General features: G+C 61.4%; 19 protein-coding genes and 3 pseudogenes. 15 read left to right on the top strand and 7 right to left on the bottom strand.

The features are described from left to right. Positions 1-544 precede the first annotated feature (544 nt). Complete coding sequence (locus tag AC3ANQ_RS13195) at positions 545-1,645, top strand: ATP-binding protein (RefSeq protein WP_488301468.1); 1,101 nt, start codon at positions 545-547, stop codon at positions 1,643-1,645. Between the two features lie 738 nt (positions 1,646-2,383). Continuing rightward, entirely contained in the window at positions 2,384-2,836 is a 453-nt protein-coding gene (locus tag AC3ANQ_RS13190; protein WP_488305406.1) for a hypothetical protein, read from the top strand. 428 nt (positions 2,837-3,264) lie between these two features. Here AC3ANQ_RS13190 and AC3ANQ_RS13185 read toward each other — a convergent pair whose 3' ends face one another. Then, the gene (locus tag AC3ANQ_RS13185; RefSeq protein WP_488301467.1) at positions 3,265-3,501 is read right to left on the bottom strand and encodes a hypothetical protein; all 237 of its coding nucleotides are present in this window, start codon (positions 3,499-3,501) and stop codon (positions 3,265-3,267) included. A 664-nt stretch (positions 3,502-4,165) separates the two neighbouring features. Here AC3ANQ_RS13185 and AC3ANQ_RS13180 point away from each other — a divergent pair. Together AC3ANQ_RS13180 and AC3ANQ_RS13175 are read left to right on the top strand one after the other, a co-directional pair. After that, positions 4,166-4,231: pseudogene (locus AC3ANQ_RS13180) on the top strand (hypothetical protein); the annotation flags it as partial. Between the two features lie 60 nt (positions 4,232-4,291). Then, on the top strand, positions 4,292-5,755 hold the full coding sequence (locus AC3ANQ_RS13175) for an HIRAN domain-containing protein (protein WP_488305323.1): 1,464 nt from the start codon (positions 4,292-4,294) through the stop codon (positions 5,753-5,755). A 57-nt stretch (positions 5,756-5,812) separates the two neighbouring features. Here the strand turns inward: AC3ANQ_RS13175 and AC3ANQ_RS13170 are convergent, their stop codons facing one another. Next, positions 5,813-6,385, bottom strand: coding sequence for a DUF6036 family nucleotidyltransferase (locus AC3ANQ_RS13170; protein ID WP_488301466.1), 573 nt, complete (start codon positions 6,383-6,385; stop codon positions 5,813-5,815). Beyond that, positions 6,382-6,993: a helix-turn-helix transcriptional regulator gene (locus AC3ANQ_RS13165; RefSeq protein ID WP_488301465.1), complete on the bottom strand. Its 612-nt coding sequence runs from the start codon at positions 6,991-6,993 to the stop codon at positions 6,382-6,384. Before AC3ANQ_RS13165 ends, AC3ANQ_RS13170 begins: the two co-directional genes overlap by 4 nt. Positions 6,994-7,348: 355 nt before the next feature. Here AC3ANQ_RS13165 and AC3ANQ_RS13160 point away from each other — a divergent pair, with 355 nt between their 5' ends. After that, a complete protein-coding gene (locus AC3ANQ_RS13160) occupies positions 7,349-7,669 on the top strand; it encodes a helix-turn-helix domain-containing protein (protein ID WP_488301464.1) in 321 nt (106 codons plus the stop codon). A 314-nt stretch (positions 7,670-7,983) separates the two neighbouring features. Here the strand turns inward: AC3ANQ_RS13160 and AC3ANQ_RS13155 are convergent, their stop codons facing one another. Continuing rightward, a complete protein-coding gene (locus tag AC3ANQ_RS13155; RefSeq protein WP_488301463.1) occupies positions 7,984-8,550 on the bottom strand; it encodes a hypothetical protein in 567 nt (188 codons plus the stop codon). Between the two features lie 136 nt (positions 8,551-8,686). On the opposite strand from AC3ANQ_RS13155, the gene ribA reads away from it, so the two are divergent. The 8 genes and pseudogenes from ribA to AC3ANQ_RS13115 all read left to right on the top strand — a co-directional run bounded on the left by ribA (position 8,687) and on the right by AC3ANQ_RS13115 (position 19,083). Continuing rightward, positions 8,687-10,555, top strand: a complete 1,869-nt coding sequence (gene ribA, locus AC3ANQ_RS13150; RefSeq protein ID WP_488301462.1) for a GTP cyclohydrolase II RibA — start codon at positions 8,687-8,689, stop codon at positions 10,553-10,555. A gap of 489 nt (positions 10,556-11,044) precedes the next feature. Further along, positions 11,045-11,377, top strand: coding sequence for a hypothetical protein (locus tag AC3ANQ_RS13145; RefSeq protein ID WP_488301461.1), 333 nt, complete (start codon positions 11,045-11,047; stop codon positions 11,375-11,377). Positions 11,378-11,380: 3 nt separating this feature from the next. Then, positions 11,381-11,512: a hypothetical protein gene (locus tag AC3ANQ_RS13140; RefSeq protein WP_488301460.1), complete on the top strand. Its 132-nt coding sequence runs from the start codon at positions 11,381-11,383 to the stop codon at positions 11,510-11,512. 481 nt (positions 11,513-11,993) lie between these two features. Beyond that, positions 11,994-12,347 (top strand): annotated as a pseudogene (locus tag AC3ANQ_RS13135) (ISL3 family transposase); the annotation flags it as partial. A gap of 476 nt (positions 12,348-12,823) precedes the next feature. Next, positions 12,824-14,272 (top strand): beta-ketoacyl [acyl carrier protein] synthase domain-containing protein, encoded by a 1,449-nt coding sequence (locus AC3ANQ_RS13130; RefSeq protein WP_488301459.1) that lies wholly within the window; start codon positions 12,824-12,826, stop codon positions 14,270-14,272. Continuing rightward, complete coding sequence (locus AC3ANQ_RS13125; RefSeq protein WP_488301458.1) at positions 14,265-17,519, top strand: aminotransferase class I/II-fold pyridoxal phosphate-dependent enzyme; 3,255 nt, start codon at positions 14,265-14,267, stop codon at positions 17,517-17,519. Before AC3ANQ_RS13130 ends, AC3ANQ_RS13125 begins: the two co-directional genes overlap by 8 nt. 62 nt (positions 17,520-17,581) lie before the next feature. After that, on the top strand, positions 17,582-18,151 hold the full coding sequence (locus AC3ANQ_RS13120) for a hypothetical protein (RefSeq protein ID WP_488301457.1): 570 nt from the start codon (positions 17,582-17,584) through the stop codon (positions 18,149-18,151). Further along, the gene (locus AC3ANQ_RS13115; protein ID WP_488301456.1) at positions 18,148-19,083 is read left to right on the top strand and encodes an NAD-dependent epimerase/dehydratase family protein; all 936 of its coding nucleotides are present in this window, start codon (positions 18,148-18,150) and stop codon (positions 19,081-19,083) included. Before AC3ANQ_RS13120 ends, AC3ANQ_RS13115 begins: the two co-directional genes overlap by 4 nt. A gap of 308 nt (positions 19,084-19,391) precedes the next feature. Here AC3ANQ_RS13115 and AC3ANQ_RS13110 read toward each other — a convergent pair whose 3' ends face one another. Then, positions 19,392-19,625, bottom strand: coding sequence for a hypothetical protein (locus tag AC3ANQ_RS13110; protein ID WP_488301455.1), 234 nt, complete (start codon positions 19,623-19,625; stop codon positions 19,392-19,394). On the opposite strand from AC3ANQ_RS13110, the gene AC3ANQ_RS13105 reads away from it, so the two are divergent. Continuing rightward, complete coding sequence (locus tag AC3ANQ_RS13105) at positions 19,624-19,947, top strand: hypothetical protein (RefSeq protein ID WP_488301454.1); 324 nt, start codon at positions 19,624-19,626, stop codon at positions 19,945-19,947. The genes AC3ANQ_RS13110 and AC3ANQ_RS13105 overlap by 2 nt on opposite strands. Next, positions 19,872-20,066: pseudogene (locus AC3ANQ_RS13100) on the top strand (transposase); the annotation flags it as partial. The gene AC3ANQ_RS13105 and the pseudogene AC3ANQ_RS13100, both read left to right, overlap by 76 nt. A 61-nt stretch (positions 20,067-20,127) precedes the next feature. On the opposite strand, the gene AC3ANQ_RS13095 reads toward AC3ANQ_RS13100, so the two are convergent. Next, on the bottom strand, positions 20,128-20,337 hold the full coding sequence (locus tag AC3ANQ_RS13095) for a helix-turn-helix domain-containing protein (RefSeq protein ID WP_488301453.1): 210 nt from the start codon (positions 20,335-20,337) through the stop codon (positions 20,128-20,130). 80 nt (positions 20,338-20,417) lie between these two features. Continuing rightward, positions 20,418-20,609 (bottom strand): three-helix bundle dimerization domain-containing protein, encoded by a 192-nt coding sequence (locus AC3ANQ_RS13090; RefSeq protein ID WP_488301452.1) that lies wholly within the window; start codon positions 20,607-20,609, stop codon positions 20,418-20,420. Between the last annotated feature and the right edge of the window lie 52 nt (positions 20,610-20,661).

Here is a 20,661-nt window from a genome sequence, read left to right as displayed (position 1 = left end):
CCTCCCGGTCGAGCACGGAAGAGAAAGGGGCTCGAGCCTTTGCTGGACTTCACCTTGAACTTTCCTGAGCGGCGGTTTCCGGGGATTCAAGCCAGGCAGGCTGCCTGATTTCATGGATTTTGCCTCAGTGCATCAAGTTTGCCGCTGACCGGTGGTGGCTGGTCTTGAGGACTCCAGAGCCATCGTTCGTGGTTCCTTTCTGGACTGCCGGCGGCTGACCGTGTGCGGCGATGTCGGGCTCCGGTGCAACCAGGCTCAGGGTCAGCCGCTGTGCATGCGACTCTGGACATTCCGTGCAGACGACTTTGGAGAGTGACACACTGTCCGCCTGCGAAGACTGGTGCGAAGTGTCACGTTTCCAGTCGGCACGCTTAAGCGGTCCGCGCATCGTCAGATCTGTGATGACTGCGTATTAGCCGAGCCCGACCCCGGTCAACCTGTCAGTTCGACCAGTTTGGGTTCAGTGTTCCCGCAAACGGTTGGCTGGTTGGTAGTGTGAGATTCACAGGATTCATAAGATTCATCGACATTCACAGGAGCAGGTGTGGAGAACCCTTTTCGGCCGACGGCTGGGGCGACGCCGCCGGATCTTATCGGGCGCGGGGGAGTGCTGGACGAGTTCGCTTATGGTCTGCGGATCGGGTCGGGGGCGCCGGGGCTTCTGACTATCTTTACCGGGGCGAGGGGGATCGGCAAGACCGTCATGCTCGGTGCCGCCGAGGACCTGGCCGTGGCCGGTGGCTGGGCGGTGGTGTCCGAGACCGCGACCGGCGGATTCCTGGGCCGCATCGGGGAGGCGATGCGCAGGCTGACGAACGAACTGGGGGAGGGGCCGACGGGCCGGCGGGTGACGGGGGTGTCGGTGGCCGGGTTCTCGGTCACGACCCAGCTTGCCCCGGAGGAGCAGGTCGATTGGCGGGCGCGCGGAGCGGTGCTTTTGCGTTTGCTGGCGGAGCGGGGGACGGGGTTGGTCATCACGGTCGATGAGATTCATGCGGCGGACCGTGCCGAGTTGTCCCAGCTTGCCGCGGATGTCCAGCACTTCATTCGCGAGGGCCTGCCGATCGGGCTGATTTTCGCGGGTTTGCCTGCGGCTGTTTCCGATTTGCTGAACGAGGGAGTGGCCACGTTCCTGCGGCGCGCTGACCGGATCGATCTGCATGCGGCCTCGATCGCGGAGGTGGAGCGTTCGTTCGCGGAGACCTTCGCCGCGGCGGGCGTGGCCCTGGACGGTGAGCTGGCCAGGGTCGCGGCGGAGGGCACGGGCGGTTATCCGTTTCTGATCCAGTTGATCGGCTATTACCTTTGGCAGGAAGCCGAAAAGGCCCCGGGCGGTCTGGATGCCGCCGCCGTCGGCCGCGCGGTGACGGCGGGCCGGCGTCGGAACGAGCGGGTGGTCATTGAAGCAGCGCTGTCCACGACGTCCGGGCGGGACCGTGATTTCCTGCAGGCCATGGCCGAAGATCCCGGGCCGTCGTCGACCACCGATATTGGCAGGCGTACGGGGATGCGGCCGAATGCCGTCGGTAACTACCGGACGCGTTTGATGGATGCGGGTCTGATCGAACCGGCAGGTTACGGGCTCGTGGACTTCGCCATCCCTGGACTGCGCGAATACATGACCGCCGGTCCGGCCAGAAAATAAGCCGCGCGGCCGGCAGAAGTTCGGATCTCCCTAGTCCATGAGTTGGCATTCCCGGTGTGTTGACAGTGTCAACATCTTTCGCTTCGGACTGGGTCGAACATCGGCCGGACTGGCCCGTACTCGGCATGTTTTCGGGAGTTCCCAGTGTTTTCAAGGCCCGGAATGCGGTTCGAGTCCCACCTCGGGCACAGCATTCCCCCTCGTCAGAGGGGTTTTTGCTTTAACGTGTGTACAAAGCTTGTGGTGGCGTCCCTCTGACGCTAGGTTCGCGGGCTTTGGCCTGGCCGCCGCGGTGGCCTATTCAGGTGTGTGGGTGACGGGTTCAGGGTCCTGGCTGGTGGGCCTTCCGCCTGCTCCGGGGTGGGGTTATGCGGTCCTCGTTTCGGGTTCTGTCTGGTTGGTCACCGATGGCCAACACCGGTTCATGGCTCAGGGTCCGGGGTACAACATGATGAAACCGACTTTGACGCCGAAGCTTCTTGGAAATCCGCTCCCGGTCGTCAGTGGGAGCTGTGCGTGCCCGCTTTGTCCTGCCAAAGGGGGTGTGGACAGTGTCCACACTTAAGTCTGATTTATGGAAGTGCCGATGGTGCTCCGCCCCTGAGCCTTCGGCGTAAGTGCCTCCAACGCGGGTGCGGGCTCGGAGCTACGGAGCGACATACGAGACTGCCTCGGGTTTTGTTGACTTCTTGGACTAGCGAGCGGAGGCTCCCGGGAGGATTCTGAGAGGCCCATGGCTTGCCCGAGCATTACTCCGACGACGACGACGGCAGGCTGCGCGGCGACGCCTCCGACGGGCTGCCGGGAGTCGCCGGGATCGGCGAAAAGACGGCGTCGTCGTTGATGTGGTGGCTTGGCGGAGGTGTTGTTGGATGCGCAGTGGGCTTGTGTCGAGGATTTGATACCCGTTGCTTCGCGGGGGGATTGTGTGGCAAGGCGGTATTCGCGAGCGTGAGCCTCAAGGACGAGTGGGACCGGCTCGATTCCGGGACCCGTACTTGGCTTCTGGAGAATCCGACATGTCTGGTCCTGCCACCTGGCATGTTGGCCAGGTTCAGCAAGGATGCGCGCGGTGACTTTGCGTGTGACCCGGACGGGCAGGTTGTACTCTCCCGGGACGACCGCGATTTTATCCGGGAGAAAGCGGAGGCTGCCGGAAGAATAGTCCGCGTTCCTGCGATGGAATACTGATTTTTCGACACGGCACCGTTGCCTTCGTCCGGAAAGAGTTGTCTGGAAACCGCGCCCCCGCTTCGCCGGATGAGGCTCCGTAGGTAGGACGCTTTTCTGGGCGCGCCATCACGGCGGCCAGCTGGCCACACCCGGGGAGGACCCACGCCCGCCACCGGGCGATTCGAGCGTGGCCCGCATCCATGAGCGCGCCCGATTGCGAGGAGTTCCCGCCCAGGCGTGCCGCAGGATCCCGGGCCCGCCTACAATTCTGGGTCTGGCGTGACAAGATGCCTAGGCACGACTGAGACTGAGTTGAGAACGGGCAGCGCCCGTGGAAGGCGCCGCTTCTTGGGTGCCTATTCCTTGGCGTGGTCCGGTGATGCGATTCCAACGAGGGCTGCGCGGAGGATGATCACAGCGATTACAGTGCCGTCCGCAGCGACGATTCAGGGCTCAAGGAGGTCGTGGACGCTCGCGGCGATCCGGGATGCGTCTGCTCTGGCCTTGGCGAGGCGTTCTTCTCCTGTGCCGTCCGAGCTGCAGGTGTCGATGTAGGCCTTGAGTTTCGGTTCTGTCCCCGAGGGCCGGACGACTATGCGGGTACCGCCCTCGAGGAAAATCCGGATGATGTCGCTGGGCGGGAATTGGTCGTGACAGTCGATAAAGTCATCGATGGATTGCACGGGGTCGGTGCCGACGTGGCTCGGGGGAGCGGATCGGAGACGCCACGGCGGCTATCTGCGAGCTCGAATTCGTGCGGATCGAGACCTTCTCTGATGCGTGGCCGCCGATGAGCGTTGCGATGTGGTTCAGGTGCTGCTCGACGGTTAGGCCGCGATCTCGTAGCCCGGCCACGATCTTGTCTGGGTCGACCAGATATCCGAGTGCTTCTTCGAACCCGTACGCGATGCCCTGGACGCGGGCGATCCATTAGAACCCGGTCAGCGTCTCGGCGTAGTCCAGCCTGAAGCAGCGTGCGATCTCGGCCCTGGCACGCTGAGCGACCGGGCGTTACTTCCTCTCCGGGGCGTTGGTGACCACGAGAATTCCGTAGATGACTCCGGGGAAGTGCCCGAGCAGCTGCCACAGCAGTGCGCTTTGCGCCGCGCGGAAGTCAGCTAGATTCCACGGATTCTCGTGAGGAGTTCGAATTTCCTTGATTCCACAGACAAGACAGACGATGAGACGGTTGATGAGAGCATCCCTTCTGTGTCTGACAGACCCCAAGCCCGTTCATGACTCCCTGAGGCTTAGAATCTCCCTCACGGGGACAAACGCGTCCTCGTAGTTTTCTATTGGGGGTGCGAGTTGGGGTTCCGTTATCGCAAATCGAAGAGTTTCGGGCCTGTGCGGATCACGGCGTCGAAGCGTGGGGTGAGTGCGAGCATCGGGGCTGGCCCGTTCCGGGTGACGAAGTCCACGACGGGCCGCACGACGAGCACGGCGAGGATCCCCGGAACGGGCGTCTCGTACGTGAGCACCAGCTCGAACCGCCGCCCGGCCCGGAAGTCTGCTGCGCGGGCGTCTCAACCGGCCCGCCCGAAGACCGCGCGCCAGATCATCAGCGACGAGACGTGGCGGGAGTTCCTCGCCGCCGATGGGACGGCCCCGGCATCTAAGTTCCAGCGTGACTTCGTTCGCGCGGCCGTCGCGCGCGCGACGGGCAAGCGCTCGAGCCTGATGCACCTGACCCTAGGACAGGCCGCGCGCGTGCTGGAGTGTGTCGGTCAGAGCCCGGCTAAGCTGACCGCCGGCGGCCGCGGAGTCCCGGCGCTGGAGAAGGCCGGGACGGTGGCCCAGTGGACCTTGTTCGGGATGCTGGTGCTGATTGTGACGGTATCCTCGCCCGCAGGGTTCCTGCTGGCCGCGGGGATCATCGGGCTGATGTTCCTGTTGCGGAAGCGGCGCCGTGCCCGGCAGGCGTGGGAGGACACGAACTGGTCGGGGAGTCCGGCCGGCACTGTGCAGGGAATCACGGTTCCGAATGCCCGGATCGACGCGCCGTCGAATCATCCCGCGCCACACCAGATCGCTTTTGATGCTCAGGCACCAATTTCGCCATTAACCCGGCCCGTTTCCCCAAGCCAACGGCTGTACCGTGTGTCGCTCGGCCGTTCGGAATGGCCGAACGTCGAAGTCGTGGGAGAGCACGCGTACAGCAAGGCGATCAAAGCCGCCCTCCGCGCCAACAAGGCGCCGACCGCCATAGGGCGCGACGCTGAAGCTGAAGGCGTTCCGGTCGAACTCGTGGCCGAGCCGGATAACCCGTATGACGTGAATGCCATCAGCGTTCGTTGGCGGGATCAGGTCCTGGGCTATCTCAGTCGTGAGGACGCGATCCGCTACGCACAACCGCTCAGAAGAATTATTGCCAGCGGGTTCACCGCGGCTACGTCGGCCCGCATCTGGGCGTACGACGCCGGCGATCGGCTCCAGGCCCGGGTCACCGTCGCCCTGCCGGAGCCGGAGATGATCGCGCCGCTCAACGGGGCCCCGGCGGGCGTGACCACTCTTGTCCCGTGGGGATCAGCGATCCAGGTCCTCAAGGAAGGGGACCATTTCGACATCCTGTGCAACCACGTGCCACCGGAAGGGGTCGGCCTCCTGCTGGTCAGTCTCCACAAGGCGACCCGCACGCTAAAGAACGGCACGGAGCGTCCATTTGTCGAAGTCCGGCTCGACGGCGAACGGGTCGGTGAGCTCAGCAACGTCACCTCCGCGCATTTGTTGCCGCTTCTCGAGCACACCGAGACTATCGGGGAAACCGCCCTCGCTTACGCAAAAATCACCGGTTCGGCCCTCGCTGCCCAGCTCGTTCTGCACGCCGCCAAGGCCACCGAAATCAGTGACGACTGGCTATCCGACAGCCCGCACCCCGCACCAAAGCTCCTACCATGGGCCACGGAATATGACGTCCCACCCGCTTACTCCACATAGGAGATGCCGGACACGGATCCCATCAAACAGGACGGATACCCGACGGGAAATCGAAGGTCATGTCGGACTGTCCGGCCCATTCTCCGGTTTGAGGGTTGCGGCTGCGTCGAGTGCGTCGTCGACGACTATGAGGTAGTTGTCCCGGCCTGCGGCGAGGGGGATGGAGTGGTCGCCGTATTTGTTGTAGGCGAGGTCGACGGCGTCGTCGGCGTTGGTGATGTTGAGCCGGCGGAGGAGCCGGGCGATGTCGAGGGTGTCCTTGTCGCGCTCGGCGGCGATTTTCATGGCCAGGAGCGTTTGGGTGTCCGCGGCCTGGATCGTGAGTCCGTCGGTTTGTTCCAGGTTTACCCAGGTGGCGTTGTCGGGGACGAACGCTGCTGCGTTGGAGTTCAGCCAATCAGGCGCAAGATCGTAGTCTTCGGCCATCTCGGTGACGACCGTGTTGACGGTGGCGGGGTCGGCGTAGCTGGCGTCGATGTCGGCGGTGGGGCGGTTGCCGATTCCTTGCAGGTTGAGCGCGGCCCCGCCGAGGAGTTTGACGTCGCCATGGACACCTCGGGCCTGCAGGCGCCGGCCGAGTTCGTGGAGCAGCGCCCGGATTTGATCAGCGGTGAGTTCTCCGCCGCTCATGCGGTTCCCAGGCTGCGTTCGCGGATGAAGACGTTCAGGGCGGCGAGTTCGGCGGGTGTTTCGGACATGGTGAGTTGTTTCATGGGTTCCCTGACGGTCCGGTAGGACTCGGTGGGCATCCATGCCTCGTTGAGGGGCTTGATGCGTTTGGTCCAGGACGGGGCGGGTTGGTCTAGCCGGTGTGCGGTGTAGTTGGTGATGCCGGCCAGGGCCGCCGCCCAGTGCGGGTCCTTGAGCCGGGGGCTGCGCTGGAGCAGCGGCCTCCCGGCTTTGAGGGAGGCTGTGGCGTAGTCGGCGAGCATCTTGATGGCGAACTCGAAGTCGCGCGAGCCGATCAGCTGGGCGAAGGTTTCGGCGTAGTCCCGCCGTGCCGGGTCGTAGTCGCTTCCGCGGGGCATAGGGTCGGAGGCGGTTAGCGAGAGCCCGAGTGTGTGGAGGACGGCCATGGTTTTGCCGAGTTCGGCGCGTTCGTGACCGGCTTCGAGGTCAACAAGGAACTTCCGTGAAACACCACTCGCCTCCGCGAGCGACTGTTGTGAAAGCCCTCGTTCCTGGCGCCGGGCGCGGATGATCGAACCGGCCGCCGCGGGTGTGTCGATGCTGGTCATGTTCGTCAAATGCCCTCCTTCATCATTTCATTATGTCACCGAATGGTGTCAGCAATGGCCAGTTGAACTTGTCCGTCAACGAACTGTGTTCCTTGATGCGTTGGTACGATCGGGCATGGATATGAACCGGCCTCTTCCAGAAGACAGCGTCCGTCGGGCGGGTCAGTCGGCGGACCGGACGGTGTCCGTCAAGGGCCCGAGTTGGACCCTCATCGTCACGGCCGCGGTCCCGTTGTCAGGGCTGGCTTGGACTTCGTGCTGCGCCACGATGCGAGGTTGTTGAAGCGTCTTGAGGAGGGCTGAGCTCGCGGCTCGGGCCCGGCTCCGGAACGGGATGCAGAAAGGAGGCAACGTGGTGGCGAAATCATTAGAGGAACTCTTGACCAAGCGGTCTGTTGACATTGTTGCTGTCGGCGCCCATAAGAAGCACCTGCTCGATCAGGTCCGGGCGTACCGGCTTCGGGAGCTCCGTGAGGCATCCGACCTGACGCAGGTCGAGTTGGCTGCGCGTCTGCACGTCAGTCAGAACAGGGTGTCCCGGATCGAGCACGGCGACATTGACCGCGCCCAGGTCGACACGCTGCGGAAGTATGTCGAAGCGGTGGCCGGCTTCGTATCGAGGTTGAACTCGGCGACGAAAGGATCCAGATCGCCTGACCCGGCGACCCGTTTCTGAACGTTTGAACACCTTGGTCCTGTTGGAACCAGTTCAGAAGTGGGAAAAGAGGGTGTGTTGACAGTGTCAACACTTTTGCCGTCGGACTGGGTCGTACATCGGCCGGATTGGGCCTTACTCGGTATGTTTTCGGGAGTTCCCTGTGTTTCCGGGGCCTGGAATGCGGTTCGAGTCCCACCTCGGGCACGATGTTGTCGCAGGTCAGGGGCCTTTGGCCCTCTGACTGTGCACAAATCAGCTTTTTTGTGGGGCCCTTCGGGGCCTTTTGGTCCTCTGCCTCGCTTTCTTGGTTCGGGGGGGCTGCGGTCTTAGGGTCAGGCTTGGATTGGCTGCGGGAGACGTAGGGAAGACTGAGTTGTCACAGGCAAAAAGGTTTTTGTAACGAGGAATTTCAGATCTGCATCAACGACACCGGAACCGTCGCCAGCCATTCTTAGCGTACCCACCTCGTGGGCGACATTCCCGAGCCCCGCCTCCATCAATCCCAGCCCCGTGTGTCCCAGAACCGGTTGGGCCCTGAGGGAAGCGAAAAGGTCAGCTGCGAGTTGATCGGCTTCAATAAGGTCATGCGCACACGGTGGTGTACGGTTCACCGTCAATGGGGCTGGGTCAGATGGGGTCCCGGTGGCTGTCAGGAAATTCGCTTCTTTCAGTGCCTTGAGGCCGGATTCGGCGAAGCTGGCCAGATCGCTCATGCGCCGTGTGCGTTCGGGGGCTGCGGAGAGGCCGGCGAGCACCATGTACTCAAAGTGACTGAGCCCAGCGTCGCGTCGCAGCTGGGCGTCAAGCGCTGAAGGCAGTCGGATCATCATGCCAGCGAGCATCGGCCAGGACTGCCGTTCTTCACGGCTAAGCCATTGGGGCTCGGCGGAGGTTTCCATGCTGAAAGCATAGGTCTGGAAACTTCATGCCTGAGTTTATTTCGGGGTCACATTACTTGCAGCATGAACTACTCGACTATACGGTTAGTTCAACCTTCAAGTAATTCCCCCTTCATGTCGAATGTCGAGGACCCAGATGACCGCTGTTGTTGAGACCGCCCAGGCCGTGACCCTGCCTACGGCCACCGTGCGCAGCCAGGTCGCGGTGCCGCTGCGCTTTCCGGACGGATTCACCGCCACTGCCGAGGTGCTGACGTTCCGTGGTCTGGCCGACGGCAAGGAACACCTGCTGCTCGCCTTGGGCCGGTGGGAGCAGGCACTTCTGGACCAGGCACTGGGGGACGCGGCGCCGATGGTCCGGCTGCACAGCGAATGCCTGACAGGGGACGTGTTCGGCAGCCAGCGATGCGATTGCGGTCCGCAGCTGCGTGAAGCCGTCGAGCAGATTGTCGCCGTCGGTGGTTTCCTGCTCTACCTCCGTCAGGAAGGCCGCGGCATAGGACTGTATTCCAAGCTCGACGCCTACGCATTGCAGGACACCGGCCTCGATACATACGAGGCCAATCTGGCCCTTGGCCACGGGGAGGACGAGCGCGACTATACAGCCGCCGCTCAGATGCTGGAGGCCATCGGTGCCACAACGATCCGCCTGCTTAGCAACAACCCGGACAAAGCCGCGCAGCTCACCGCCCTCGGCATCCACGTCACCGAACAGGTCCCCACCGGGGTCCACCTCTCCCCGGACAACCACCGCTACCTGGCCGCGAAGCGGGACCGTACCGGACATACGCTGGAACTCCCGGGGGCCGCCGTCGAGTCCGCCCTGATCTCCGCAACCCCCGGAGCCGAACCCAGCCACGAGGACGTGCTCGCCCGCGTGGAAGAGCTGATTCCCCGTCTGCGGGAGCGGGCGGAGGAAACGGAGCGGCTGCGCTGCCTCCCCGAATCCACCATGGAGGAGCTGAAGGAAGCCGGGGTCTTCCGAATCCTGACTCCGAAGGACCTGGGGGGCCAGGGCCTGGGAGTGGAGACCTATGTTCAAGTCATTCGGCGGCTTGCCCGAGGATGCGCGTCCACTGCCTGGACTGCCGGGCACCTGATCGAACATGTGTGGATGCTGGCACGGTGGCCGCAACGGGTCCAGGACGAAGTCTTCGCGAACGGGCCTTCCCCCTTGGCGGCCGCTACCGGGGCTCCTGTGGGTACGGCCAGGAAGGTTCCGGGAGGGTTCTCCATCTCGGGGCATTGGAGCTTCGCTTCCGGGGTGATGCATTCGGAGTGGGCGCTGCTGGCCGTGCAGTGCGAAGACGTTCGTCTGCAGTGCCTCGCCCCGGTCGCTGAGCTCGAGTTGCTGGACGTCTGGCACACGGCCGGATTGCGGGGGACAGGCAGCAACGACCTCCGGGCCAAGAACTTGTTTATTCCCGAGCACCGGGCGCTGGACTGGGGGCTTCTGAGTACAGCGGGGAACCCCGGCAGCATGATCCACCAGGACCCGATGATCCACACCCCCATGGCCGCCCTGCTGAACCTGGTGGCTCCGACCGTTGCCCTGGGAGCCGCCGAATACGCCGTCGACGTATTCCGGGAACGGATGATGGGGCGCAAGGTCAAGAACACTGTGGAGAACCGCCAGGCAGATTCCCCGCTCGCGCAAGCCCGGTTCTCGAGGGCCTACGGAATGGTCGCAACGGCGCGCTTGCACTGGCAAGAAGCGGTCCGGGTGGTCGCTGCGTCCTACGAACGCCAGCCGTCACTGCTGACGGACGAGGAGAGGGCCGCGTACCGGCTCTCCCTGGCTCTCAGCGGTGAGGCGTCGGAAGAAGCCGTCCGTCTCATCACCTCGGGATCGGGAGGGAGCGCCCACCGGCTTTCGCATCCCCTTCAGCGGATCCAGCGCGACGTGAATGTCCTCCTGAACCACCCGACCCTCAGCATGGATCCGATCCTCGAGCAGGCAGGCCGGGGCCTTCTCGGTCTTGGATTCACGACTCCTGCGTTCTAGGCACGAAGCCGAAGGCCTGACCCTCGCTCCCGGACTCAGCTGGGCAACGATCGGAGTGGGGGCCGATCAGGATGGCCGGGGGCGATGGGGCTACGTCAACATAATGGCCAAGACGACGGCCGTGACAATCCTGAGTGGACCTTTGACTTCGTTGCCGTCTTTTTGTCGAATAGCCGCAGCCCTCGGCCGGGAGGATAGGGCACTGGTTTGCGGCGCTTTGCTAACACATAAATGGCCACACCTCCCGCAATGACGAAAAGCGTCGGCATGAATCTGGCTAACCACAGAGCCGCTTCCTGCAACATTTGCTTGCGTCCTTTGTTTGAAGACACTCACCGAAGACAACAATGAGGTGAGGATCGGCGTTGTTTCCCACACTCCCATAAGATGCTCGCTGGGGAACCCAGTCAACGGTCGGGTGACGCCGGTTTTCAACCGATCGCTACCCCTGCCGCATTCGGCCGGCTATTCGTTCAACCGCTACTCCGCATGTACCGGCAGTCAGGGACGACGATAGGGTTGGTGCATGGGCTCACCGGATACCACACACGACTGGCGGCCCCTGTGGGCACGGCTCAACGAGGGCGAGGAACATTTCCCGTCGGCGTCCTGATGACTGCCCCGCCGGGCGAGGTCAACAGCGCGCCGCCGCTGGAGTCCGAGTTCGGCGTGTTCCAGGCGCCCTTGGAGGATTACGACGTCGTGGAGCTGACCCGCTTCGACCGCCCCCTGGCGCGGGGCCGGGTGGCGTTCGGCGATGGTTTCGCTGTGGCGGGCCCGGTGCGCGCAGTGGACGGCGACGCTGTGGCGCTCGATCACTAGGCCGTGGTTCTGGCCCGCCTGGCGGAGGAAGCCTTCGTCGAAGGCGCGGATGTTGTCTATGCGCCCGTGGACGCCGGGGCGGCGGACCGGTACGAGGTCCTCGGCTGGACTTGGGCGGGCGAACTGGCCCCCTAAGAGCAATGCCGCTTGCTTGGAGCTCGCTTGTGCTAAATTTTCGGCATGGCGCGTATCAGGTCAGGGGCCTATTTGGCTCCTGACTGTTGACGAAGCTTGACTTGTCGAAGTGGTTAGGTGTGCACGCCGCACTACGATAAGTGCCGCTCGGCCTATTTGGAACTCGGCATACGCCATCGTCGTTTGACGTTTCTGGCGACAATGTGGCCATAGTCATTGGCGGCCATCATCCACTGCACTGGTCCGGTCATCGTCCGAAGGTTTCGGACTCCCTGGAGCGAAAGCTTCCTCGACGGCCAACTGCGGGTTTCTGTTCCCCGATGATTCAAGCCTGTATGGACGCTACCCTCGGACGGTACGGCCCCCGCCTGGGGAACGGGCGAATGTGGGTTCGTTGGCAAGGTAAAAGGGGATTTGGTCGTGGCCTCCTTCGTCTCGATCAATGGCGAGTTCTACACGGTCACGATCACGCGACAATCTGGTCGTGTGCCAGGACCTCACCGTCGCCCGCGTCGCGGAAGGCTGAGGCGTGTCCTGGCATACGGCGAACAGCGCGATCCTTGCCGAGGGCAAGCGGGTGTTGATCGAGGACCCGGCCCGGTTCAACGCGGTGGCCGTGATCGGCGTCGATGAGCATGTCTGGCGGCACACCCGGCGCGGGGACAAGTACGCCACCGTGATTATCGACCTCACCGCGGTCCGGGACAGGACGGGCCCGGCACGGTTGCTGGACATGGTCGAGGGCCGCTCGAAACTGGACAGGTGCTGCCAGCGTGTCCAGCAGCAGACCATTGGTCACCGTGGACGGTCCGGGGACCCGCTCTACGCCCTACGAGGATGATCTCGTTAGTCGGCTATGTCCGCCCGCCGGTCAGGGGGTCCTGATCCAGAACAGTCCTAAGTCTCGACGGGAACTATTCACGTGGCATTAACAAGTAAACAGGTCATTTTCCACCGCGCATTAACAAAATCGGCCCGAATCGTGGATTGCGGTATCACAGACCCGGAGAACCCTGAAATTTGATTTGTCGGCGAGGTCGGCTTAACGTCCTTTAAGACAGGTAGAAATCACCTCACCCTCCGAAAATCGGAGCCTTTCAGAATCGGGCTACCTCGAATTTTGGCAGCTCGAATCTCGACGGTCGGGACATCGATCATATTGATAGCCCGGATGCTGACCATGGTTGAAACGTCATTATGCTGGGAAAGCACGAGCATCAAGTGAGCCAAAAGCCGACACATGTCCTCGCTGTTTTCGGCTAGGCCGGACAGTCTCCTACGGTTCCGGACATTGAGAGCCTCTAACGCCTGATGATTGAAGAACGTCACGCGATCCGCCCTATCCCCGAAACACTTTTGGAATACCAGGCAGGTCATATGTCAGCGATAGCAGTTATCAGCTATTCCGCCCGCAGCGCGGGCGCATCAAATGCAGACGAATATTGGCGGATTCTGAAGGCCGCGCGTCCCCAGTTTGCACGCATTCCCTCGGACCGATGGAGAACACCCGGAGATCAGGAGGAGGGCGGCGATCACCGACGGAACGGAAGTTACTCGGATGTGATGGCCGCCCTGGAAAACCCGTATGCGTGGGACCGGAAGAAATTCAAAATCCCGCTGGGACGAGCACGGCGGATGGACCCTCAACAGCGGCTGGCCCTTACGCTAACGGATGAGCTTCTTGAGCGCTACGGCACAGGGTCCACTGCGCTTAAGGGAAGCGATGTTGCAACAATTGTCGGCGTAAGCTCGACCGACTACCGCTCGCTGAGCAACGTCGGAGCAACGTCGAAGATGCTGGTCGACGGTTCCCTCGGACATGTTTCTGAAGACGGCGCGCGAGTGCTCTCCACCGCGCAGAAATCAAGTATCAACTACATCTCAGGCCACACGATGCCGGGAGTCCTTGCAAACATGGTGGCGGCAACAGTGCAGTCTGTCTGGGACTTCCAGGGGCCGGCGTTTTCGGTTGATGCGGCGTGCGCATCCAGTCTCGTCGCGATCAACCAAGCGTGCGACCTTTTGGAGCTGGGACACGCCAGAACGTGCATCGCGGGCGGAGTATATGTCGCGCTTACTCCGGAAGCGCATGTCTGCTTTTCCGCGATCGGGGCGCTGTCGAAATCCGGCGAATGCAACCCCTATACAAAAGGTGCGGACGGATTTGTCCTTGGGGAAGGTGGTGCGCTCGTTCTCCTCAAGCGACTCGATGACGCGTTGGAGGACAATGATTCGATATTCGGCATCATCCGTGCCCGCGGGCTGTCCAGCGACGGGAGCGCGCCAGGCATCATGACCCCAACGAAGCGCGGGCAGATCCGCGCGATCAAGCAGGCACTCGACGGACTGGGTGGTTCCAAGTTGGATGTCGACTTTGTAGAGGGTCATGGGACGGGGACAGTGGTCGGTGACGCAACGGAACTCGATACCCTGAACGAGATTATGGACACGACGGGGGAATCGAAAACCCCGCTGGGCTCCGCGAAGGCCATCATAGGACACACTATGGCTGCGTCCGGCGCACTTTCTTTTGTAAAAGCAATTTTGAGCATCGCCAACAACTGCGTTGTTCCCCAGCCAGATTCCGGGACAGAGCCCAACGAAGCATTGACGGACTCGCGCCTTTATATCCCTCTGGACAGCCCGTATGCGAACCGCAGAAATCCACGTGTGGAGCGTGTGGCCATTAACTCATTCGGATTCGGTGGAACAAACGGACATCTGATTCTGGATAGCCCTGAAAGGAGCCAAAGTGCCTGAATACGTTCCCATCCTGCTCTCAGCGGCAAATCGTGAAGGTCTTCTGCGGGAGGTCAGCAACATTGATCAATTCATTAAGTCCTTGAGCCACCGAAATACGAACGCTGACGCTGCTGCACTTTCAGATATCGCTGCAAGAGTTTCAGTCCAGACTCCTCAGCGCCTGCGCCTTGCCATCAGCGTTGATAGCCTCGCCGACCTTACGAAGACTCTCAACGCTCTTCAACAAAGAGAACTTGGCGGCGAATGGGCTTTGCACAGCGACTCGGCAGAAATATCGGAGAGCCGTGCTGGATCCCAGAAAATAGCGTTCCTGTATCCGGGACAAGGCAGCCAGCGTTACGGCGAAAATTCTCTTTTCGCTCTGGCGTCGCGCGAGTACAGGAAAAGAGTTAGGGCACTCGAAGCGCGGTTCTCGCCGATCGACGTCGCCAGCTTCCTCTCGAAGGCGTGGAGCGACATCGGGAATCCACGGTCGGCAGAGGACGGAATTGCTTCGACCGAAATCGCCCAAGCCATGCTGACAGTTCTCGGGGTGTCAGTCTCAGACGCCCTCGCTCAGCTCGGCGTCAAACCCGACGTCGCCCTGGGGCACAGCGTGGGAGAATTTGGTGCCGCCTACGTGAGCGGACTTATCGATGAGGACGAAGCTTGCAGGTACGTCCAGGCCCGCATCAGTTGCATGAAAGACTCCATGCCGCCGGGAGAATTCGGGATGCTTGCCATCGGGCTTGGCCGTGAACAGGCAGAGTCCTTGATAGATGTTCCGGAAGAGGTGAGCCTATCGAGCGATAACAGTACCCGTCAGGTCGTTTACGCCGGTCCGATGGTTGCCATTCGGGAGCTTGCGGCCCAAGCCGAACGACTGGACGTACGAGCAGCGTTGTTGAAGACCCAAGGTGCCTTCCACACGCCCTATTTGGATGCAGCCGATAAGGCGTTCCAGCGGTTCCTGATCGACCATCCAAGGAAGAATCATCAGCCATCGCAGGTGACCCTCATCTCGAGCGTATCCGGCCAGCCCGTTTCAGACGCAGAGGAATGCCGGGCCCTCCTAGGGTGCCAGATTTCCCGCCCTGTTCTTTTCCGATCAGCCCTCACAACGCTCGGGGACCAGGAACCGACAGTATTGATTCAGATGTACGGCGGCCGATCGCTCATCAGCATGTACAAGGCTGTTAACCCAGGTTTTCTCGGCACGGAGATCGCATTCGGTGGAGCCGACACCGGACAGTCTCGCCAGTTATCGCAGAACCTGTGCAAATTGTTTCTCGCTGTGGAGAGTTTTGATGCCTCCATGATTCTTGCGAGACAAGGAACAGCGGCTCTCGGACATAAACAGGTCACCGAGAACGAGTCGGTCCGCCTCCACAACACGAGTAAAAGGGATGTCGAAATGGCCGACGAATTGATGAAAAACGATGTCGATCTACAAGGATCACCGGTGAAAGACAGCGTATCCGCCAATGTTCAGATTTCGGCCGACTCTGGCAACGACTCCAGTTCGTATCAGCGAGAACTGCTGGACTTGTTCACCGGTCAGGTTGCTCTGTTGCGGGACTCTCCGTCCGAGATTCAACAGGGAGCGGGTATGGCACCGACACCCGTCTCGGCACCCACCTTCGTCTCGGCACCCAAACCCGTCTCGGCACCCACACCCGTGTCCGCCCCCGTAACCCCATCTTCAGCCGAAGTTAAAGGTCACGCTCTCGGGGAAATTACAGACGTCGTCATCCAGACGATAGCCGCGCAGGCGGGATACTCAACCCGTGAGGTTGGTCTCAACGACAGCCTCGGGGAAGGACTGGGACTGGATTCTCTGATTGTCGCTGACACGGCACAGCGGCTGCATAGAAAGTTCAAAATGTGGATTCCGCAGGAGATAGATTTCACGTCCATTACGACAGTAAGAGATCTCTCGCAGAGCATTGCGGATGCCTACCAGGGTGCAGTAGCTGTCCCATCGAAACAGGTCGTTGTCGACCAACCGCTCGACATCCCGTTACAGCCACAAGAGCAAGATACGGTGCAGAGCGAACCATTCATTGATAGTTTCCCTGAAGTGATTGCGATGCAAGACAGAATAAAAATGATGTCTGAGAACGACTCCGCAAACCCGTACTATCTCGAAATCGACGGCGCGATCGGGTCTCATTTTTCTATCGGCGGCCGGCAACTCGTCAGCTTCAGTTCATACAACTACTTGGGCTTAAGCACCCATCCCCGAGTCGCCAACGCGGCAAAAGAAGCGATCGAAACGTATGGAACATCTGTGTCCGCCGCGCGTATCCTGTCCGGAAACCGGCCGCTTCATTCCGATCTTGAACGAGCCCTTTCAGAGTTGCTCCACGTCGAGGATGCCGTCGTTCTGGTCGGCGGCCACAGCACGAATATGGGCATAATTCCGCATCTGCTGGACCAACGGGACATTGTCTTTCACGACTCTCTGGTTCATGACAGTCTTCTGCGCGGAATCCAGGCTTCGGGCGCTGCCCGGCACAGCTTCGCGCACAACCAGGCCGATGAACTCGAAGGCGCGCTCATCAAGCGCCGAGGAAAATTTCGGCGGGCCCTGATCATTGCCGAGGGCATCTATAGCATGGACGGTGATCTGCCGCCCCTGGCGAGACTCATCGAACTGAAGGAACGGTTTGGTGCGACGCTCATGATCGATGAGGCTCACAGCATCGGGGTCCTTGGCAGACATGGCGGTGGAATTTGCGAAGAACTTGGTATCGACCCGACGAGGATCGATATCCTCATGGGCACCCTCTCCAAGTCATTCGCCAGCTGCGGCGGATATCTCGCGGGGAGTCATTCGTTCATTGAAAACCTGCGTTATTCTCTTTCGGGATACATATTCAGCGCCGGATTGACGCCGGCCAATACTGCGGCGGCCCTCGAATCAATTCGGGTCATGGGAGAAGAGCCGAACCGGCTACTACGGCTTCGACAAAACTCCAAATACTTTCTTGCACGAGCCACAGAGATGGGCTTTAACTGTGGGACCGCCGTGGGCGTACCTGTTGTCCCGACGATCTTTGCGGATTCCCAAACCACGCTTTCCATCGCCAACTTCATGTTCAATCACGGCGTCAGCGTAAACCCGATCATCTTCCCGGCCGTGGCCGAATCAATGGCTCGCCTCCGGTTCTTCATCACCAGCGAGCACACACCCGAGCTCATCGACGAGACCTTATCGGCTCTGGAAAGTGCCGTGCGGTCCGCGGAGAAGATCATGGTCTAGTGGGACACCGCCTGGAGCCGGTATTTACCGCTAGCGGCTCGAAAGTCCTGCACATTGTGCGCATGGAATCCGAGCTTCCCTGGCGTCAACACCCCGCAATCGCTGATTGGGTCACACCCTTAATCGAAATAGCATGCGAGAAGGCAAACGCGACTGTGAAGGTTCTGAAGCGCGCAAAGGAGTTTGTTTTCGACACGGTGGGGTCCTATTACTTCGACTCGGAAGACGTGTCCGGTCCGGGGGTCACCTTCGGAGTCTCCGCCTCTCACGAGGCCGGGGCGACTTACGTGGCTTTCTCGAATCAGGAAATAGCAATCGACTGCTGCGCTTCGAACCGTGCCGGTGAAATTCTCTCCGCGGGGCGAGTGGCTTTTTCCGAGGAAGAGTTCTCGATGCTTGTGAGCGAGGGGTCCCTTGTTGAAGGATGGTGCGCTGTGGAGTGCTTATGCAAATTGTGGGGGGCCGGCATACTTCAACCCATGGCACGTCCGCAGCTCACAACGGTCACACCGATGACGGCCGGAAGTACCGAGTTCGCTTCAAGGGGAAATATCGAAGGGGACAGGATGGCGCAAGATGTCTGCGTCTGGGCGACCAAGACGTCCTCGACGTGGATGGAAGGGGCGGTATGAGCATGGGCAGAGTAGCGGTTCTTGGAGCCTCCGGCCAGATCGGACAGCTGCTTGTCGAGGAACTCGGCAGTTCGGGCATCCCGGCACTGGCTTGCGGCCGGAATTTCCGCAGTCAGCAGCGAGGCGATGTTCGCTACCTGCCCATCGACCCACTCGACACCGCGTCGTTGGCCCGGGCGCTGGCCGGGTGCAGCTCCATCATCTCGGCTCTGGGCCTGCCCTATAAGTCGGCGACGTGGTTGGCGCAGTGGCCGACAATGATCCGGTCTGTTCTGGAGACTGCGGAGAAATTGCGGCTTCCGCTTACTGTGCTTGACAACGCGTACGTGTATGGCCGCTCGCACGGGCCCATGACGGAAGAGTCCCCGCTTTCACCATGCAGCAAAAAAGGGAATGCGCGGCTAAATGGCTGGAGGCTGATCGAGGACCGGATTAGGGCCGGCGCCGATATCGTAATGGGTCGCGCAGCGGACTTCATTGGGAAAGACGTCAACAATTCGGTCATTCCGTGGAAGGGTATCCAGGGCCTCGCGCAATCCGGACGTCGTGTCAGGTCTTTGCCGTGGATTGGCGATCCGTCGACAAGGCACACGTACGCATACGCAAGGGATATTGCGCAGGGCCTGGTTCTTCTTGACCAAGACAAGTCCAGCAGAGGGACGGCACTGGTGCACCTGCCCGTTGTCAGCGGGGCGACGGGCAACGAGATCGGCGCAGTGCTGAGCGAGATGCTCAAGTGTCGCGTCGTTGTTCGTCCGATCCCGCCGCTGCTCATGAATGCCGCGTCTGTAGTCAGCACGGTGGCGAGGGAACAACTGGAAATGATGTATCAGGTCGACCAGGACTTCATCTTCGATGACACCAAATTCCGTATGTACCAACCGGATTTTCAGCAAAGGACGATCACAGACGTCTTCCGTGAAGACCTCTGAAAAGACACTGGGATATCCGGCCCTTCGCAGATGAGCGTGGTTAGGGCCGTCTGACGCCTAGGGCAGGAGCGTGTTCGGATGCCGCTGCGGCGTGGTGCGGGAGGAGAGAGGCCAGGGCCTCTTTGAATTGGTAGCGACCAAGCTTCCAAATAAAAAAAGAGACCCTGATATTGCCAATGCTACTTCCTGCCCGGACGGTCGCTGGTGCGAGCGGGCCGGCGCGCTTCTTGGTGTCGACGGCATCCACGTCTGCTCTGTCACAGCGGCCGGGACCGGCCTAGTTCTTCACGTTGAGACAGCCGAAACTGTTAGCGGTTGTCCCGGACTGCGGTGTCGTCGCGGTCGGGCACGGCCTCACTACCCGGGCCGTCGGGTGGGTGACCGACGGCCTGCAGCGTTTCGATACCTCGGTCTCCGCGCTGGCTCACGAGTTCGGCGTCTCCTGGCACACGGCCTGGGACGCCATCAAGGCAGAGGCTGCCCGGCGGATCGCAGCGACGGACAGGCTCGAAGGGGTGAACGCGCTCGGAGTCGATGAGCATGCCTGGTCCCATACCGGCCCGCCCGGATCCGGCCGCGGGGATCGTGGACCACACCCGCGACGCGAACGGTGTGGTGCACGCCCGGTTGCTGGACGCGTTCCAGGTAGTGAAACTGGGATCAGCCACGGTCGATGAGGTCCGCCGCCGGACCCTGCAGATCGGTGCCGAACACCTCACCGACAAACAGGCAGACCGGCTCGACGCGAAACTCACCCTCGGGGACCCCGGCAACGAAGTCACCCTAGCCTGGCAGCGCTACCAGAAGCTCGAAACATCTACCACGCTAGGCCGGAGCGGGGCAGGGAACTCGTCAACGAGGTAAGCGCCTGGTTCCCGTCCTGCCCGATCCCCGAGGTCTCACGACTGGGCCGGACACTCAAACAATGGAAGACGGCGATCCCGGCCTACTTCGACACCCACGGCGTCTCCAACGGACCCACCGAAGCGATCAACGGAGTCATCGAAACCACCCGCAGAATAGCCCGAGGCTTCCGCAACTTCATCAGGCGCGGATCCGGAACCCGACGGCTGTCAGCACCTGCAGTGTCTGGCCGGACTCGTTGTTCGTCTGCCCGCGTTCGAGGCCGACGACGAATTCGCGTGAAACTCCTGCGTTTTCAGCCAGTTGGGCCCGGGTCAGGTGCAGTGCCTTCCTGCGTTCACGCACGAATGTCACAGCCTCATCCAGTGTGTCGAACTCAACCTCGCTCATGGTCCCTTGCCTTAGGTGGAGGCCCATCTTGTCACATCATGGCACCGGTTGATTGAGTGAGCGGGCACTTGGCCGCGTGCTCAACGGGACAAACGGGCCTTGGCCGCGTGCTCGACGAGGACGGGGACATAGTCGCGTATCCGGCCTCCGGCCAAAGCCTGGTGTTCCTCGCGGACGGTCTCTTCAATGCTCAGGCGTGGAAGATGCGGGAATCGTTCGGCGAGGCGGTCGACCACGTTGTCGATGGCTTTCGCTTCGTCGTCGATATTCATTTGCCCAGTTTCGCGCCGACGGCGCTGCCCGGTCAAGAAACGATAGCTCTAG

Source organism: Arthrobacter sp. DMZ02-1R (assembly GCF_057747935.1).
The sequence above is the reverse complement of the archived record's forward strand: the minus strand, read 5'-3'. Positions and strand labels throughout refer to the sequence as shown.